Raw genomic sequence first — 16,566 nt, 5'->3', positions numbered from 1 at the left:
AATTTAAAAATATATACTTGATAATAAACACCTAACAACCGTCCCCTTTTCACCCACAAAAAATAATCACCCTTACTTCAGTGCCTTTTTTACTGGATACAAACTCTACACTTTGTTCGGTATAGCCAGGTAATAAACTGAGCTTCTCCCGAATCATTTCCATGCCCTTGGATTGATGGGAAGATCCTTTTTTTGCCTTGATACCTTCTCCATTATCCTTTACTGTGCAAAGAATTTGGTTCTTGGATAAGATCTCATACTGAACCAATAGCTCTGGATTGGGATGGTCTACTGAAAAAGCATGGTTGAACACATTCTCCACCAATGGCTGAATAATCATTGGCGGAATTTTCAGATCTTGCTTTCGCTCTAATGCATCTCCCTCTATGGACCACTTCACCCGATTGTCCATACGGATATTCTCTACCTCTATATATTGTCTGAGATAGTTGATTTCATCCTCCAAAGTGATAAGAGCCTGACTGCTTTGATCTAAAGTACTTCGAATCAGCTTACTGAACTTACCTAAATAAGACAAGGCCTGCTTGGTTTCCTTTTTGAGAATGTAGTACTGGATACTATTGATGGCATTAAAAATAAAATGCGGATTCATTTGAGATTGTAAAGCCTCCAGCTTGATTTCCACAATGCGTTGCTTTAGCGATGATTCACTTCTAATTTGATTTAGCCTAACTTTATATATCACAAAAAATATCCCGGAAAGTAAGACAGCCATCAAAAGGAAAAACCACCATTGCAAATAGTAGGGCCTGGCAATATCAAATCTCAATAATTGATTTGAAGTGATTTTACCCGAAAACAAATCCTGCACCTGCACCTCCAATTGGTAACTCCCGGCAGGCAAATAAGGCAATTCGATCAATGCATCCTCGCTGAATTCTGTCCATTCAGCTCCAGGCTTGATTCGATAATGGTAGCGTAATCTTCCATTACTTAGGTTAGCTTTTGGCTGAAATCTGATGCTTAAAGAATTTTCCTCTGCGCCAAGGTTCAACCTGCTATTCTGATAAGCGAACCATCGAAAATTTTCCTGATCGATGGCCTTTCCATTTATTTTGAGATCCGTTATTACCAACTCAATAGGCGGGTATTCTTTTGCAATCAATTCAGGTAAATTGATGATGTAATATCCTTCGTCTAGTCCTACATAAAGCTTATCCTCAATTCTTTTTGCAGTTTTGAAAATCCTATTGAAAACCCCTTTCTCCTCGGACCAAAATCTGAGCTCACCCTCCTCCAGAATATGAAGTCCCAGCTCAGTACCTATAAAAATCACCCCTTTATATTCCTCTATGAATAAAATGGAACTACCCAACAAATCCTCTTTGGGCCATTTTTTAAGAATCTCAAACTTGGGATGAACTTGAACCTGATATAAGTCGCCAAACTCCGTCCCCAAAAGCAAAATCCCATTGCCTAAGGAGTGCATAGTCTTAAACTTTGACTCCTTCCACAGGCCCTCATTTTTATAAGAGAAAAAGCTCTGACCATCCCAATGGTACAAACCATGAAAAACGGAAGCCAGATAAGTCCTTTGGTCCCCCTTGACTACCTTAGCGATCTGCAATGGAGTATTGGAAAGCTCGGGTTCAAAATAGGTGTATTCAAAATTTCCAGGATTGGAATAGATTCTTACACCAGCATATGGGTTGGTTTCTAAAAGCAGCCCATCCGGAGTGAAACCTATACTATATGCATGTACCGGTAGATAAGTCCGAATTCGACCTTCCAAACTCATTTCGAAAATTCCCACATTGGTATTTACCCACCAGGATTCCCCTTCTTTATGCAATTCGTAATACTCAATTTCCTCAGCTGGAATAGCTGGATCTAATTCAAAAAATCCATCCAAATGTTTAGGTATTTTATGGGGAAACTTCTGATAGAATTCGGATTGTACTTTTTTGAAATCCTTTGAATAAACCTCGGCAAAGCTTCCTTCCTTTTTTTGAATTTGGAGTCCGTCTTGACTTAAAATTGCCAATATATCGCCATCCCCAGCTATTCCTTTTACTTCCCTCTCTTCAAAGCTATTATAGGTAATCACATCATCCAGCCTGATTTGATAAAGGCCTTTGTCCTGAGACCCTAAATAAAGCATTTTCCTTTTTTGATTGACAGCACCAGCAAGGATGAATTTGGAATCTACACCCAACCATTCTCCCACATCTTTCATTTGCCCTTTATCAAGGAGAAAAACACCTCCATCCTTTGAAAACAAACTGGCCGCAATCAAATAGTCTTCTTGATTTACTCCATTCAAATGCCCCCAAACTATAGATTGCCCAAAACTTTGAGTTGGTTTTTCCCCTTTTAAAAATTGGTCTATACTCAACTGCTGAATAGAGCCTTTGTCACTTAAGAATAGTTGATTTTCTTTTGTAAAAAAAGAATATATGGGAAGCCAATCATTAACTTTTACAGCTTCATAACTTCCTCCTTTCAACCTAAGCTCAAAGCTTCCACTTCTATATGTCGAGTAGAAAATCTTATTCTCATATTCAAAAAATCCAGCAGTATAATTCAAATCATTCCCTCGGATAGTAGATGGAATAGATGTGATTTGGAATGTTTGCAAATCCGCCACACTCACCCCGTCTTCAGTCCCGATCAACATTTTATCCTCGTAAGGATAAAAATGCCTAATCCTATTATCTGCTAATCCATCTTTCTGAGTAAAAACGCGGAATTTTTTTCCATCGAAAACCGAGACCCCTCCACCGTAGCTTCCGAACCATAAATTTCCATTTTTGTCCTCTGCGATAGCCCAGCAACTGTTGAATGCAAGTCCATCTGTTTCAAAAAAATTCTTAAACCTCCCATTTTCGAATTTGGAAAGTCCATTCTCGGTTCCAATCCATACTATCCCTCGAGAGTCAACAAAAAGGGACCTAATTGCATTGTTTGGAAGTCCATCAACTGTAGTATAATTATAGGAAGGTACTTGCTGGGAATTTCCTGAAATTGAAACGCACCAAAACAGGAATGAAAGAAACGCGAGTTTTTTAATAAAAGCCCTCATTGAGATTAGCGCTCTTTCTGACAGACACTGAGACTTTATCTCCATTTTTTAGGATCATGTAGCCCTCTTTCTTTTCGTATTTCTGAAATTTTGTACAATTAGCTAAAATGGAATGATGAAGTCTTACAAAAAGATTGCTGGTTTCTAATCGCTTTTCGAAATACCCTATTGACTTTGAAATAAGCCTCCTTTCTCCACCCTCCAAATAGAATTCAGTGTAATTGCCCTCTGCTTTTAAGTAAAGAATCTTTTCTAAAGGGATATATTCATCTAATTCCTGAGATTTTAAGACAATTACTTGATGCTTTTTTAATTGTTTTTCGATAAGAAGTAAAGTTTCATCAATTGGCTTATTCTTCTTAAAAAAGCGTGAAATTGTTTTATGTAATTCGTCGATATCAATGGGTTTGAGCAAGTAATCAAAAGCCTCATTTTTGATCGCATCAATCCCATGCTCTTTGTGGGCAGTAGTAAAAATGACTTCAAAATCTCTCTGAGGAAATTTTTCCAATAAATCAAAGCCATTCTTTTGTGGCATTTGTATATCCAAAAAAATCAAGTCAGGTTCATGCTGCTGTATAGCTGGCAATGCTTGATCGACAGAATTACACATTGCCAAAATCTCAAATCTTCCCGGAAAATTCATTTCCAATAGAATACTTAGAGATTCTAGGGCATGCTTTTCGTCGTCAACAAGGATGGTCTTAATCATAACCTCATATTTCTAATAAAAAATTAATATTGAAATTAAGATTTAAAAAATCCCAGATTCAAGTAATAAGTGCAACACTAAAGGTTTAAGGAAGGAAGCCTAGGCTTCCTTCCTTAGGCTGAAGAATTAAATTAGTGTTGTCATGCAGAAATTCAATCATCTCAGCCCAGAGCAAAGGTACCAAATCGAAATTTTAATCAAACAAGGGGTGACTCAGACCGGTATTGCCCGAGCTTTAGGAGTTCATAAAAGCACCATTTGTCGGGAGCTTCGTCGGAACACGGGTCTACGCGGGCGCAATGCGGGTGAATATGTCGCTCGTGTCGCTCAAAACAGAACCGATGAACGGCATAAGCTTAAACCCAAGAATATCCGTTTCAAGGCTGAGCTAAAGGAACAAGCTCGAGTTTGGCTCAAGGAGGAAAAACTGAGTCCGGAATTGATTGCTGCCAAATGGGAATTGGATGGAAACCGGGCGTGTCCCATGAAACCATTTATCAATGGATTTGGAAAGCCAAGAAAAGTAAGCATTGGTCATTGACCAGAGATCGGGAGCTTTATAAATGCCTCCGCCATGGGAAAAGAAAGCGAAAAAGAGGCAATTACAGAGATTCCAGAGGAATCATAAAGGAAAGAGTGCCTATTGAACAACGACCTGCTGTTGTAGCCCTAAGGGAGCGAATAGGCGATATAGAAGTCGATCTGATGATGGGTAAGAACCACCAGTCTGCTCTTCTGGTCTTGGTAGATAGGGCTACCCTGATTACCACTATGGAGAAATTATCCGGTAAGAATGCTGATGCTATTGAACAGAAATTAGCTAAGCGAATCCAAAGGATTGGGCCTTCCTTTTTCAAATCGATCACCTTTGATAATGACATGGCTTTTGCAAACCATCACTTGATTCGAGACAAATACAATATCCCAACCTACTTTACTCGGCCGTATACTTCGCAGGATAAAGGAACTGTCGAAAACAGAATAGGATTGATTAGAGCTTTCTTACCTAAAAAAACTGACCTCAATGAAATCTCAACAGAACAAATACAAGCAATCGAGGCTAAAATCAATAACAGACCCGTTAGAAAGTTTAATTACCTTAGTCCAATACAAAAACTCAAACAAAAATTAGGTGTTGCACTTATAAGTTGAACACGGCAATTTCAATCAATATATGAGTGTCTAAATTTTCTCCTTAAGTGATATTATTCCTACAAAAACGTCCCCCAGATTAGCATTCCTAGTTTGTAGCAAACAAAAAAAGCCAGACAATTTGCCTGGCTTTTCTTTCATTATTATATCGTTCAGCTTAACTGCTTCAACAGCTCATTGAAACTGGTACTCGGTCTCATGGCCGTGGATGCTTTGGATTCATCCGGTCTGTAGTAGCCTCCAATATCTACTGGCTTTCCTTGAGCCCCATTGAGTTCAGACTCGATCTGGTCAGCTTTATTCTGGAGCAATTTGGCTAGAGGAGCGAATTTTGCCTGAAGGTCTTGGTCTTTTGTTTGAGAAGCCAAGGCCTCAGCCCAATAAAGCGCCAAATAGAAATGACTTCCTCGGTTATCCAACTTTCCAACAACCCTTGCCGGAGACTTATCATTCTCCAACCACTTTCCTGTTGCCTGATCCAAAGTCTCAGCTAGCAACATCGCCTTTTCATTATTGAATGTTTGTCCCAAATGCTCTAGAGAAACAGCCAAAGCCAAAAACTCACCCAAAGAATCCCATCTTAAATGTCCTTCCTCGGTAAATTGCTCGACGTGCTTTGGTGCTGAACCTCCTGCACCAGTTTCGAACAAACCTCCTCCGTTCATCAACGGTACGATGGATAACATTTTTGCACTGGTACCCAACTCAAGAATTGGAAATAAGTCTGTTAAATAATCTCTCAATACATTTCCAGTCACAGAAATGGTATCCAAGCCTTCCTTGATTCGGGATAAGGAGAAATTGGTGGCTTCCACAGGATTCATGATATAAATTTCCAATCCATTCGTATCATGATCCAATAAATAGGTATTCACCTTTTTGATCAATTCTGCATCATGAGCTCTTTGAGGATCTAACCAAAATACTGCAGGAGTATTGGAAAGTCTTGCTCTAGTTACAGCCAATTTTACCCAATCCTGAATAGGGGCATCTTTTGTTTGGCACATTCTCCATATATCTCCTTTCCCTACCGGATGGCTTAAAAGCTCTTTTCCTTCCTGAGTCACCACTTTCACAGTTCCCTGGAAAGGTATTTCAAAAGTCTTATCATGAGATCCATACTCTTCTGCTTTTTGAGCCATCAGCCCTACATTAGGAACAGATCCCATAGTAGCAGGATCAAATGCTCCATGCTTTCTACAGAAATCTATCGTAGCCTGATATACTCCGGCATAGCTTCTGTCTGGAATTACCGCTTTAGTATCTTGAAGTTTCCCAGCTTTATTCCACATCTGACCTGAACTTCGGATCATTGCTGGCATGGAAGCATCTATAATCACATCGCTTGGTACATGCAGATTGGTTATTCCTTTGTCGGAGTTCACCATAGCCAAATCAGGGCTATCCGCATAGCAGGCATCAATATCAGCCAGAATAGCGGCTTTTTCGGCGGCTGGAAGTTTTTCAATTGCAGAAAGCAAGTCACCAAACCCATTATTGACATCAACTCCAGCCGCTTCTAGAGCTGCTGCATGTTTTGCAAATACAGGTTCAAAGAAAACCTTTACTGCATGCCCAAAGATGATGGGATCAGAAACCTTCATCATGGTCGCTTTCATATGAAGTGAAAAAAGCACTCTTTTTTCTTTGGCGTCCTGCTTTGCCTTTTTCAAAAAGGCTTTCAAGGCAGCAATGCTCATTGTTGAAGCATCGATTATTTCTCCCGCTTGAATTTTTAAGCCTGTTTTTAAAATTTCTTTTTGCCCCTCTGCTCCATGAAGCTCAATTGTAACTACAGTTGCTTCGGGTAAAGTGACCGACTTTTCACTTCCGTAAAAATCCCCCTCAGTCATACTGTCTACGTGGGATTTGGACTCTGCAGACCATTTTCCCATGCTATGAGGATGCTTTTTTGCGTATGCTTTTACAGCTTGAGGGGCTCTCCTGTCAGAATTACCCTCTCTTAATACCGGGTTTACTGCAGAACCTTTGATTTTGTCGTATTTAAGTTTAACCGTTTTTTCTTCCTCAGTTTTAGGTTCCTCAGGATAATCCGGAAGCGCATATCCTTTTGCCTGCAATTCTTTAATTGCCGCTTTCAATTGTGGAACTGATGCAGAAATATTCGGAAGTTTTATAATGTTAGCCTCAGGTGTCTTGGCTATTTCACCCAGTTCAGTCAATGCGTCATTGATTTGCTGCTCAGGCTTAAGATATTCAGGGAAATTTGCGATGATTCTTCCTGAAAGGGAAATATCCCGAGTCTCTACAGTCACTCCAGCAGATTTCGTAAATGCCTGCACTATGGGTAATAAAGAATAAGTGGCCAAGGCAGGTGCCTCGTCAGTTAATGTGTAAAGAATTTTTGGGGTTTGATTGCTCATGATAAGAACTATACGAAATAGGTGTAAAAGTCATTTTTCCCTGAACCTTTGAAGTTTCTAATTCCAACAGGTGAATTTTGAAAAAAGAGAAAAAAGACCTGAAAATTATGGGGCTAAAATACGGAAAATATCCTTGCATCAAATCCCGTCAGTGGAATAGAAGGCCTTATTCCTGTACTCTTCTGTCAATGGTGAAATCGTCTGCGTCCATCCAAGCCGGAAATTTAGAACGGTAATTTTCCAATTCGGTTTTTTCTAATTCAATTACCTCCACCCCCTCTTTTTCTCCTAAATGAATCAGTTCCTTTCCTTTGAAATCAAAAACTGCGGAATGACCTACATAAGGAACCTCATTTCCGTCGGTCCCTACCCGGTTTACTCCAACTGAATAGGCCAGGTTTTCAATTGCTCTGGCAGGCAAGAGCTGATCCCAGGCTGAAGCTCGCGGCGCAGGCCAGGAGGCTACGTAAAAAATCAGGTCATAAGCCATTTGATCATTCAGACGGTAATTTCTTGACCAAACTGGAAACCTCAAATCATAACAGACTTGCGGGCAAATTTTCCAACCCTTCAACTCAAATATAGGTTGGCTTTTCCCTGCTGCATAATGATCATGCTCATCAGCCATTCGAAAAAGGTGTCTTTTGTCGTAATGCTTCACTGATCCATCCGGGGTAACCCAAAGCAAACGGTTATAGTAATTTCCATTTTCCTGAATAATCGCACTACCCGTTACTACTGCTTTGGTCTGAGCTGAAATTTGCTTCATCCATTTGCAGATAATCAAATTCATAGGCTCTGCCAGCTCAGGAGCATCCATACTGAAACCAGTAGGAAACATTTCCGGAAGGATAATGAGATCTACTTTTTCCTTGATACCCCATATTTTCTCCTCCAACATGGAAAGATTTGCAGTTTTATCTTTCCAGTAAAGATCCGTTTGGATAAGCGCTATTTTCAAAGAGCTGGAATGACTCATTTAAGCGGGTAAATCATTCTATAATCTGTAGATACTTTCCCTTTACTTACTTCAATCAATTTGGATTGCACCAACCTCTTTTTCAGGCCTTTTAAATAATCCACAAATAAGATGCCTTCTAAATGATCGTATTCATGCTGAATCACTCTTGCTGTCATTCCCGAAAACTCTTCCTCTTTCAGGTTCCAGTTTTCATCAAAGTACTCAATGGTTAATTTTTCAGGCCTGATGATTTCAGCTCTGACATCAGGTATACTCAAGCAACCTTCTTCAAAGCCATAATCATCTCCATACTCGTCAAGAATGATTGGATTAATAAATGCTCTGCGAATCCCCTTTTCCTCATCATTTTCATCCAGCATCAAGGAACTGTCAATTACAAAAAGTCGAACCCCTTGATTTACTTGGGGAGCTGCCAAACCTACACCATTAGCATGATCCATAGTGGCATACATATCCTCAATTAATTTCTGGATATCTTTTCCTTCTTCGATTTCTTCAGCTTCCTTTTTCAGGATAGGGTTTCCATATGCGACGATAGGATATATCATTTTCTTTCTAAATACGATTGTAAAATTATTGCTGCACTGACTTTGTCCAGATTACCTGCTTTTTCTCTTCTGTCCTTTTTTTTGCTCCCCATTGTGATCATGGATTGCATAGCCATTTTAGAAGTGAATCTCTCATCCACCAATTCAGTTTTCAAATTGGGAAATGCCTTTTCTAGCTTTTCCTTCAAAGCCAACACTTTTGGAGTCATTTCCGTTTCCATACCGTTCAATTTGGTGGGATAGCCCAATACTATTGTGCTTACTTCTTCTTTTTGAAAATAATTCTTGAGAAAATCCATGAGTCGATAGGTCTCAATCGTCTCAAGAGGATTGGCCAGCATCTGCATGGGATCTGTGACCGCTAAGCCAGTGCGCTTAGTTCCCAGATCAATGGCGATAATTCTGGGCATTAGTTGATTCGAATTTTATTGGTGATTTTTCTGACAGCTTCCTTCTCCAGTTCAATTGCTTTTGGAAATAAAAGTTCGTCTTCAATCTGTGCATGAATGACTAGTTCTTTTTCAAAATTCTGTAATTCATGATAAAGAACCTTCATGGTCAAAGGCGCATTTTCTTCCAGTGTATAGTCAGAAGTTAATTTTCTAATTCCTTCCATTTCATCATCATGAATTTCATGAGCGTCTGCCAAAAGATGAATAGGGTCCTTTTTCAATATTTTCAGTGCATCATGCAGGGCAAAATTTCCCTCTTCTACATCCTGCAATAACTCTATACGTTTGAAGAGTCTACTTTCTTCCTCATGAATATGGTGGATAAAGTCCTCCACAAACAGCGGGAACATAATCCTCAAATCATTCAGCAAAGCTTGATAGGTTTTATCAACCTGTATTCCTGAAATCAAATTGGAAAGAAAAGGGAGTTCCTGTCTAACAAAATAATAGTGCTTATTCTTCAGATAGGCTACCAGTACTTCGATGGGATTGAGATAAAGCTCCTCATTTGTAGGTTCCTTTTTAGCAGCCCAGGCCTCCAATTCAGTGATCAGCTGACCTGGTTTAACTTTATGCTTTTTGCAAACCTGCTCCAGGGAATGTGTCTCGTATTGGTAAAAACTGATTCCAAAATAATGCAGCACGGAAGCAAACACATAGTTTTCCGATACTAAATCACCTACTAAGATTTTATTGAAATCTTGCCTCGCCTGCATTTGACAAAAATAAATTATTTTAACAGAAAAATGGGGATTTAATCCGACCTTTATCTGTTCCCCTCGTATAAACATTTACTATGTTTATCCAAAACAACTTTTAAACACTGGTTGAATCCGGTAGTTTATAGGGAGAAAATAACCAACTGAAAAAGTAATATCGTGAGCGAGACAAAGAATTCAAAAGCACAGATCCGACTTCCAATTATTCTAGCTTTGGCTATATCTGCGGGAATTTGGATCGGAGCTACTTTTGCTGAACCCAAAAGCAATCAAAATGACTTAAGAGCCGCTCTTTACAAGCTTCAGGAAATCATGACCTATATCAACAGAGATTATGTGGATAGCGTCAATACCAACGAGCTCGTAGAGTATGGCATCAATAAAATGCTGGAACAGCTAGACCCCCACTCCAGCTATATTCCTGCCAGGGACGCCACCTTGGCGCAGTCCCAATTAGATGGAGAATTTGATGGGATTGGAGTGGAATTTGGGATCATCAGGGACACTATTTACGTGGTTGCCCCATTGACTGGTGGCCCTTCAGAAGCTCTTGGAATTCAATCTGGTGATCAAATCATTAAAGTAGACGGTAAAACGGTTGCAGGCACTGGAGTGACCAATCGGGATGTATTTGATTTATTGAGAGGTCCAAAAGGCTCGAAAGTGATGGTTGATATAAAAAGAAAAAATCAACCCGAGCTGATTTCCTATGAAATTACCAGAGATAAAATCCCTCAATACAGCATCAATGCTTCTTACATGGTCAATAAGGAAATCGGATATGTGAAAATTACCCGATTTGCGGCAACCACCTATGATGAGTTCAAAGAGGCAGTAGCTGATTTGAAAGGTCAGGGAATGAAAAAATTGATCATAGACCTTCAGGGAAATCCGGGAGGCTATATGGGAGCAGCCATCAATATCGCAGATGAAATTTTGGGAGATCGTGCTCTGATAGTTTCTCAGGAAGGCAAAGTTGAGCAATACAGTCAAAAGGCCTACGCCTTCAGACCGGGGATCTTCGAACAAGGTTCTGTCATTGTTTTGGTCAATGAGGGCTCAGCATCTGCTTCTGAAATTCTTGCTGGTGCGATTCAGGATAATGACAGAGGACTAATAGTGGGCAGAAGATCTTTTGGTAAAGGCTTGGTTCAAATGCCAATTGACCTTTCTGACGGAGCAGAACTCCGATTAACTATTGCTAGATACTTCACGCCTTCAGGAAGATCAATTCAAAAGCCATATGGCCCGGATTATCAAGCCTACGAAAGAGACTGGATGGAGAGATATGAGCATGGAGAATTCTTTTCAGCTGATAGTATCAAATTCAATGACAGTCTTAAATACGAAACCAAAAAAGGCAGAATAGTGTATGGAGGCGGAGGAATCATGCCTGATTACTTCGTGCCATTGGATACCACCTACAGTTCGGCTTACGTGAGTCGCTTATTTAATTCAGACTCTTCCAGAGAATTTATCCTAGACTACTCCAACAAAAACAAGGACAAGTTTACAGGAATGAGTTTGGAGGAATATTACAAAAGCTTTGAAGTTTCAGATGCTATGCTTCAGGAATTGATTAAAGTTGGAGAGAAAAACAAGGTAAAGTATGATGCCGCAGATTTCTCGAAGTCAAAAAGCTATTTAAAAACCTTGGTTAAAGCTCATTTGGGAAGACAAATTTATGATGATGATGCTTTCTACATGGTCGTAAATGATATCAATGAAGTATACCTCCAAGCAATCAAACTCTTTGATGAAGCCGAGCGAATTGCTTTGGCTAGCAATCTAAGATCAGTCAATGAAGAATAAACCCAATCCTTTCCTAATCAATCAAAAGGGCAGCTGCAGAGCTGCTCTTTTTTTTCATTAGGCAAGAAAAACTTACCTTCCTAATAATAAACCTAATTTACCCACCTATGAAAACCTTACTTTCAGTTCTATTACTAACTATGGCCAGTTCCGCATTCGCTCAAATAAAAGTTAATCATATAGCTGTTCATGTTTCCAATCTTGAAAAAAGCATGAGTTTTTACGAAACAATCTTGAACTTGGAGGAAATTGAAGAACCCTTCAAAGATGGGCTGCATGCATGGTATGATATAGGAGGTGGCGCCGCTTTACACTTAATTGAAGTTGCCAATACACCCACAGAAATTTCTAAAACAAATCATCTCTGCTTTAGCATGGATGATATGGATGCTTTCATCATTCGATTGAAAAGTAAAAATTATCCATTTGAAGATTGGCCGGGAGAGAAAGGAAAAATCACAACTCGTCCTGATGGAGTCAGACAAATTTACATCCAAGATCCTGATGGATATTGGTTGGAAATTAATGATGATTATTAAAAAGAGAGCCCCGATCACTCGGGGCTTTTTTATTTAATCCTCGTAAATCAATTGAGGCCAACTATCATTTCCCAAATTGATATCAGGGAGAATCTTGTCTGGATCAATTGTCACTTTGGTTACTTTTTTATCTGTTCGAATCAAATGATTCCAAGAATCACCTCTTTGCCAAATTTCTACTGGAAGCATTTGTCTTTCCTTGCTTCCATCTTCAAACTCAATTTCTAATAGTACAGGCATTGGAATTTCTCCTTTATTACTTAGGATAGCTAGATAATTACCACCATATGGAATGACTGCATTGATCCCTAAATCAATATTTCCATTTCCATAGAACCATCCCTTCCAATACCAGGATAAATTTTCACCCGCTACATTTTCCATATGGTTAAAAAAGTCTGAAGGCAATGGATGCTTATAAGCCCAAGTGTTAATGTAGGAGCGGAATGCATTATCAAATCGCTCAGGCCCCAAGATATATTCTCTCAGCACAATCAAACCAATTCCTGGCTTCATGTAGGCAACCATTCCCAAGTTCCCTGTATTTGCCACGTCTGGGTAAGTATCTATCCCTTCTCTGTTCTCATTTTGAAAATAATTATTGTATCTCCTAGTTTGATTCAAGTTTGAAGAGTACTCTCCTTCGTTGAAGGCTAAAGTGCTATAATGGTTGATAAAGGTATTGAAGCCTTCATCCATCCAAGCGTATCTACGCTCATTATTCCCTACAATCATCGGGAACCAATTATGTCCAAATTCATGATCAGTCACGCCCCATAAACCTTCACCTTTAGATGTATATCTACAGAAGTTCAACCCAGGGTACTCCATACCTCCAATGTCAGCCGCCACATTAGTTGCTGTCTCATAAGGAAATTCGAACCACATCTCAGAATAGTGCTCAATAGACGCTTTGGAATATTCAGTAGATCTCGACCACGCCTCTTGCCCGTCTGATTCTTTAGGATAAACTGATTGTGCTAGAATCGTTTTGCCGCTAGGCAAATTAATTTTAGCCGCATCCCAGATAAATGTTTTAGAGGTAGCAAAGGCCACATCTCTGGAATTTTTAATCTGGAAATGCCAAGTGATCATTCCATCCTGCTTAGGCCTGGTCAAGGTGGTATTTTTAATTTCATCAGGAGCAATCAGGTAAACCGTAGTATCACTTTGCATAGCTTTAGCATAGCGGTTTTGAAGCTCTTTGGACAAAACCTCCTTAGGATTCATCAATTTACCCGACCCCACTACTACATGATCATATGGTACAGTAATTTTATAATCAAAATCTCCATATTCTAGATAAAACTCTCCTGCACCTAGATAAGGCTCCACATTCCATCCTTCTACATCATCAAAGACAGCCATTTTGGGATACCATTGCGCAAAAGCATAAATCCAACCATCATTAACTTTCAATCTTCCCATTCTATCCATTCCTTTCTGTGGAACCTTGAAAGAAAAATTCATAGAAATACTCGCTTTCCCTCCTTTTGCAGGAATCGGTTCATTGAACCAAACCTGCATTCTGGTATCGGTAATGATATGCTTTGAGGAGATAGATCCTTTTGATCCTACTTTTGCCTGTACAGCAGAAATATCAAAGCCTCCATCGGTATCTCCGTTGTAGCGGTTTCCCTGAACAGGAGTAGTCAATGTCCCTCTGGAATCTGGTGTAAAGCGATTTTGCTCCAATTGCAACCAAACAAAGTCCAAGTTTTCCGGGCTATTGTTGGTGTAATTAATGGTAATTTTCCCAGTTAATACATGAGCGTTCTCATCGAGAGTTGCCTCGATTTGATAGTCGGCCTTATTCTGCCAATAGTTTTCACTGGGTTTACCGGAAGCCGTTCTGGTATAAGTACCTTTCCGGTCCATAAATTCTCCAAAATCCGCCTGATTATTATCCAAACCTTGCTGCGCATAGGTAAAATTTCCAAGCAACAAGCCTGATAATAACAGACCTGAAAATAATTTTCTGATCATATTCGATTTTTTGTTGGACTTAAAAATAAGCACTATCAGCAATTCCTCAAGCGGAATTCTTTCAAGCGGGTGAGGGATTAACGAATTTTTACAAATGCCTAAAAATTGGAATTAGGATTTTTTGAAGTCAATTTTACGCATCCTAAAATAATCACCAATGAGAATTTTGATTTTGGCAACCTTGATCAGTTTCAACCTGAATCATGCAAATGCTCAAACAGACAGTACTACCCAAAACTTAAATGAAGTTATCATTCAAGAGAACAGGATTCAAATTCCTTTCTCTAAACAAAGCAGAAATATATCTGTAATTACCAAACCCCAGATAGAGACAACTCCTGCTAGAAGCTTACAAGAAGTCTTAGCATTTGTTCCTGGAGTGGATGTGAGACAGAGAGGAGTCACAGGCGTACAGGCAGACATTGGCATTAGAGGTGGTTCATTCAACCAGACTTTGATGCTATTGAATGGAATTAAACTCACCGACCCACAAACAGGTCATCATATGATGAACATTCCTGTACCTTTAATCAATATTGACAGAGTAGAAGTATTAAAAGGTCCTGCTTCAAGGATTTTTGGGCAAAACGCCTATGCAGGTGCGATCAATATTATCACAGAGCTTTCAGATCAAAAAAACCTAAGGGTTCAAGGATATGCCGGTGATTTTGGAATGAAAGGGCTGAATTTTGCTGGTTCTTTGCCAAGTGGAAAGTACAAACAAAACCTTTCAATTTCCTACGATGACTCCAATGGTCACTGGTACAATTCAGACTATCAGGTTAGCAATATTTTCTACGAAGGAGGTTTGGATTTAAATGACCATCATTCTCTCCGAGGCATGATTGCTTATACTGACAGAAGTTTTGGAGCGAACGGCTTTTATACAAGTGCATTCCCAGATCAGTGGGAAAGTCTGCAAACTACTTTAGGGGCACTGAGCCACACTTATACCCAAAACAGATTTAAGTTAAATAGTCGTGCCTATTGGAGGAGAAACAAAGATGAATACCGATTGAGAAGAAATGAACCTTCTTTCTATCAAAACTTTCATACTTCAGACATCTATGCTCTTGAATTGAATGGTAGCTATGAAAGCAAAATAGGAACAACAGGATTTGGAGCTGAGGTTAGGCAGGAAAAAATTGAAAGTAATAATCTTGGAAACCATGAACGGGTTTTGGCTGGTTTATTTTTGGAACATTTGATCCAATTGGGTTCAAAAACGGATCTAAGAGCCGGCGTGTATAGCAACTACTATAATGATTATGGTTGGAAGCATTTTCCCGGCTTAGAGTTAGGCTTCCAAGCAACCGAGGAAATTCGATTGTATTCCGGATATGGAAAAAGCTTTAGAATCCCCACCTATACAGATTTGTATTATGTAGGGCCAACTAATATTGGAAATCCAGACTTACAACCTGAGCAAGCTCAAAACTTTGAAGTTGGTGCAAAGTGGACAAAGGCTGGATTATTTGCCGAGTTGGTCTATTTCAATAGAAACACAGACAACTTGATTGAATGGGTACGCCCTGATGCAAACACTCCTTGGCAGCCACAAAACTTCAACGAGGTCAGTTTTAATGGGATTGAAGCAGCTTTTACTTACAGATGGCAAAGAAGAAGTTCTATGCTACAAATAAAAGAATTGATGCTATCCTATAATTATATAGATGCTAGTTTAGTAAATCAGCCGGGAGTGGAAACCAGATATGCATTTACTGCCTTGAGAAATCAGATGATTGGGGGCTTTTTGGTGGGACTAGGCTCTAAGATTGAACTGAATACTAAGATGAGATATGTAGAAAGAATCAGTCAAGACCCTTATTTCTTGTTAGACATGAGATTGGATTACAACAGAATAGGGAAATTGGGCTTTTTTGCGGAAGTCTCCAATATGACTAATACTGACTATATTGAAGCAGGAACTGTTCAGATGCCTGGACGCTGGTTGAGAGCTGGGTTTATGATAAACCTTGATTAAAAAATTTAGAGTATTCTGCATTTGGGATTTCAAAACTTCGCTTATCGAGATTTGAAATCCCAAATTTTTATTTTGTGATCATTGAGCTTAATCGTCAATATTTTTGAAAAAATTAAATAATTAGGGTTGAAGTGCTAATCTACTTTAATACACAACGCCCTGATGATTGGTGAGGTGTTTTTGGACCATTTCACCTAAATCCTCGCAAGTATGGCCCACATAAAACTTATCGAGCTGAGTAGAATATAATATG

13 protein-coding genes are annotated in these 16,566 nt (G+C 39.3%); 5 read left to right on the top strand and 8 right to left on the bottom strand.

Annotated features, from left to right (window positions below; genetic code table 11):
• Positions 1 to 49: 49 nt before the first annotated feature.
• Complete coding sequence (locus tag GYM62_RS20840; protein ID WP_219957832.1) at positions 50 to 3,043, bottom strand: histidine kinase; 2,994 nt, start codon at positions 3,041 to 3,043, stop codon at positions 50 to 52.
• Positions 3,027 to 3,755, bottom strand: a complete 729-nt coding sequence (locus tag GYM62_RS20835; RefSeq protein WP_091655429.1) for a LytTR family DNA-binding domain-containing protein — start codon at positions 3,753 to 3,755, stop codon at positions 3,027 to 3,029. Before GYM62_RS20835 ends, GYM62_RS20840 begins: the two co-directional genes overlap by 17 nt.
• Positions 3,756 to 3,897: 142 nt before the next feature.
• Between GYM62_RS20835 and GYM62_RS20830 the strand changes: the two genes are divergently transcribed.
• Both GYM62_RS20830 and GYM62_RS20825 read left to right on the top strand, forming a co-directional pair.
• Positions 3,898 to 4,296 carry a helix-turn-helix domain-containing protein gene (locus tag GYM62_RS20830; protein ID WP_219957831.1) on the top strand — a complete coding sequence of 133 codons (399 nt, stop codon included), beginning with the start codon at positions 3,898 to 3,900 and terminating at the stop codon, positions 4,294 to 4,296.
• The gene (locus GYM62_RS20825) at positions 4,209 to 4,907 is read left to right on the top strand and encodes an IS30 family transposase (RefSeq protein ID WP_219956729.1); all 699 of its coding nucleotides are present in this window, start codon (positions 4,209 to 4,211) and stop codon (positions 4,905 to 4,907) included. Before GYM62_RS20830 ends, GYM62_RS20825 begins: the two co-directional genes overlap by 88 nt.
• A gap of 152 nt (positions 4,908 to 5,059) precedes the next feature.
• Here GYM62_RS20825 and GYM62_RS20820 read toward each other — a convergent pair whose 3' ends face one another.
• The 5 genes from GYM62_RS20820 to GYM62_RS20800 all read right to left on the bottom strand — a co-directional run bounded on the left by GYM62_RS20820 (position 5,060) and on the right by GYM62_RS20800 (position 9,989).
• Positions 5,060 to 7,291 (bottom strand): NADP-dependent isocitrate dehydrogenase, encoded by a 2,232-nt coding sequence (locus tag GYM62_RS20820; RefSeq protein ID WP_219957830.1) that lies wholly within the window; start codon positions 7,289 to 7,291, stop codon positions 5,060 to 5,062.
• Between the two features lie 166 nt (positions 7,292 to 7,457).
• Positions 7,458 to 8,270, bottom strand: coding sequence for an amidohydrolase (locus GYM62_RS20815; protein WP_219957829.1), 813 nt, complete (start codon positions 8,268 to 8,270; stop codon positions 7,458 to 7,460).
• Positions 8,267 to 8,821, bottom strand: a complete 555-nt coding sequence (def, locus tag GYM62_RS20810) for a peptide deformylase (protein ID WP_219957828.1) — start codon at positions 8,819 to 8,821, stop codon at positions 8,267 to 8,269. Before def ends, GYM62_RS20815 begins: the two co-directional genes overlap by 4 nt.
• Positions 8,818 to 9,231 carry a Holliday junction resolvase RuvX gene (gene ruvX / locus GYM62_RS20805; protein WP_219957827.1) on the bottom strand — a complete coding sequence of 138 codons (414 nt, stop codon included), beginning with the start codon at positions 9,229 to 9,231 and terminating at the stop codon, positions 8,818 to 8,820. Before ruvX ends, def begins: the two co-directional genes overlap by 4 nt.
• A complete protein-coding gene (locus tag GYM62_RS20800; RefSeq protein ID WP_219957826.1) occupies positions 9,231 to 9,989 on the bottom strand; it encodes a hemerythrin domain-containing protein in 759 nt (252 codons plus the stop codon). The genes ruvX and GYM62_RS20800 overlap by 1 nt, the downstream gene beginning before the upstream one ends.
• A gap of 162 nt (positions 9,990 to 10,151) precedes the next feature.
• On the opposite strand from GYM62_RS20800, the gene GYM62_RS20795 reads away from it, so the two are divergent.
• Positions 10,152 to 11,804 (top strand): S41 family peptidase, encoded by a 1,653-nt coding sequence (locus tag GYM62_RS20795; RefSeq protein WP_091655435.1) that lies wholly within the window; start codon positions 10,152 to 10,154, stop codon positions 11,802 to 11,804.
• Positions 11,805 to 11,911: 107 nt separating this feature from the next.
• Positions 11,912 to 12,343, top strand: a complete 432-nt coding sequence (locus GYM62_RS20790) for a VOC family protein (RefSeq protein ID WP_219957825.1) — start codon at positions 11,912 to 11,914, stop codon at positions 12,341 to 12,343.
• Positions 12,344 to 12,376: 33 nt separating this feature from the next.
• Here GYM62_RS20790 and GYM62_RS20785 read toward each other — a convergent pair whose 3' ends face one another.
• The gene (locus GYM62_RS20785; RefSeq protein ID WP_219957824.1) at positions 12,377 to 14,329 is read right to left on the bottom strand and encodes a M1 family metallopeptidase; all 1,953 of its coding nucleotides are present in this window, start codon (positions 14,327 to 14,329) and stop codon (positions 12,377 to 12,379) included.
• Positions 14,330 to 14,486: 157 nt separating this feature from the next.
• On the opposite strand from GYM62_RS20785, the gene GYM62_RS20780 reads away from it, so the two are divergent.
• Entirely contained in the window at positions 14,487 to 16,313 is a 1,827-nt protein-coding gene (locus tag GYM62_RS20780) for a TonB-dependent siderophore receptor (RefSeq protein ID WP_219957823.1), read from the top strand.
• Positions 16,314 to 16,566 lie beyond the last annotated feature (253 nt).

It is taken from the genome of Algoriphagus sp. NBT04N3 (assembly GCF_019443765.1).
GTDB lineage: Bacteria > Bacteroidota > Bacteroidia > Cytophagales > Cyclobacteriaceae > Algoriphagus > Algoriphagus ornithinivorans.
The sequence above is the reverse complement of the archived record's forward strand: the minus strand, read 5'-3'. Positions and strand labels throughout refer to the sequence as shown.

What these genes read in the sequence shown, in the direction of transcription:
- GYM62_RS20840 (WP_219957832.1), bottom strand. Translation starts at nt 3,043, where the DNA reads ATGAGGGCTTTTATTAAAAAACTCGCGTTTCTTTCATTCCTGTTTTGG.
- GYM62_RS20835 (WP_091655429.1), bottom strand. Translation starts at nt 3,755, where the DNA reads ATGATTAAGACCATCCTTGTTGACGACGAAAAGCATGCCCTAGAATCT.
- GYM62_RS20830 (WP_219957831.1), top strand. Translation starts at nt 3,898, where the DNA reads ATGCAGAAATTCAATCATCTCAGCCCAGAGCAAAGGTACCAAATCGAA.
- GYM62_RS20825 (WP_219956729.1), top strand. Translation starts at nt 4,209, where the DNA reads ATGGGAATTGGATGGAAACCGGGCGTGTCCCATGAAACCATTTATCAA.
- GYM62_RS20820 (WP_219957830.1), bottom strand. Translation starts at nt 7,291, where the DNA reads ATGAGCAATCAAACCCCAAAAATTCTTTACACATTAACTGACGAGGCA.
- GYM62_RS20815 (WP_219957829.1), bottom strand. Translation starts at nt 8,270, where the DNA reads ATGAGTCATTCCAGCTCTTTGAAAATAGCGCTTATCCAAACGGATCTT.
- def (WP_219957828.1), bottom strand. Translation starts at nt 8,821, where the DNA reads ATGATATATCCTATCGTCGCATATGGAAACCCTATCCTGAAAAAGGAA.
- ruvX (WP_219957827.1), bottom strand. Translation starts at nt 9,231, where the DNA reads ATGCCCAGAATTATCGCCATTGATCTGGGAACTAAGCGCACTGGCTTA.
- GYM62_RS20800 (WP_219957826.1), bottom strand. Translation starts at nt 9,989, where the DNA reads ATGCAGGCGAGGCAAGATTTCAATAAAATCTTAGTAGGTGATTTAGTA.
- GYM62_RS20790 (WP_219957825.1), top strand. Translation starts at nt 11,912, where the DNA reads ATGAAAACCTTACTTTCAGTTCTATTACTAACTATGGCCAGTTCCGCA.
- GYM62_RS20785 (WP_219957824.1), bottom strand. Translation starts at nt 14,329, where the DNA reads ATGATCAGAAAATTATTTTCAGGTCTGTTATTATCAGGCTTGTTGCTT.
- GYM62_RS20780 (WP_219957823.1), top strand. Translation starts at nt 14,487, where the DNA reads ATGAGAATTTTGATTTTGGCAACCTTGATCAGTTTCAACCTGAATCAT.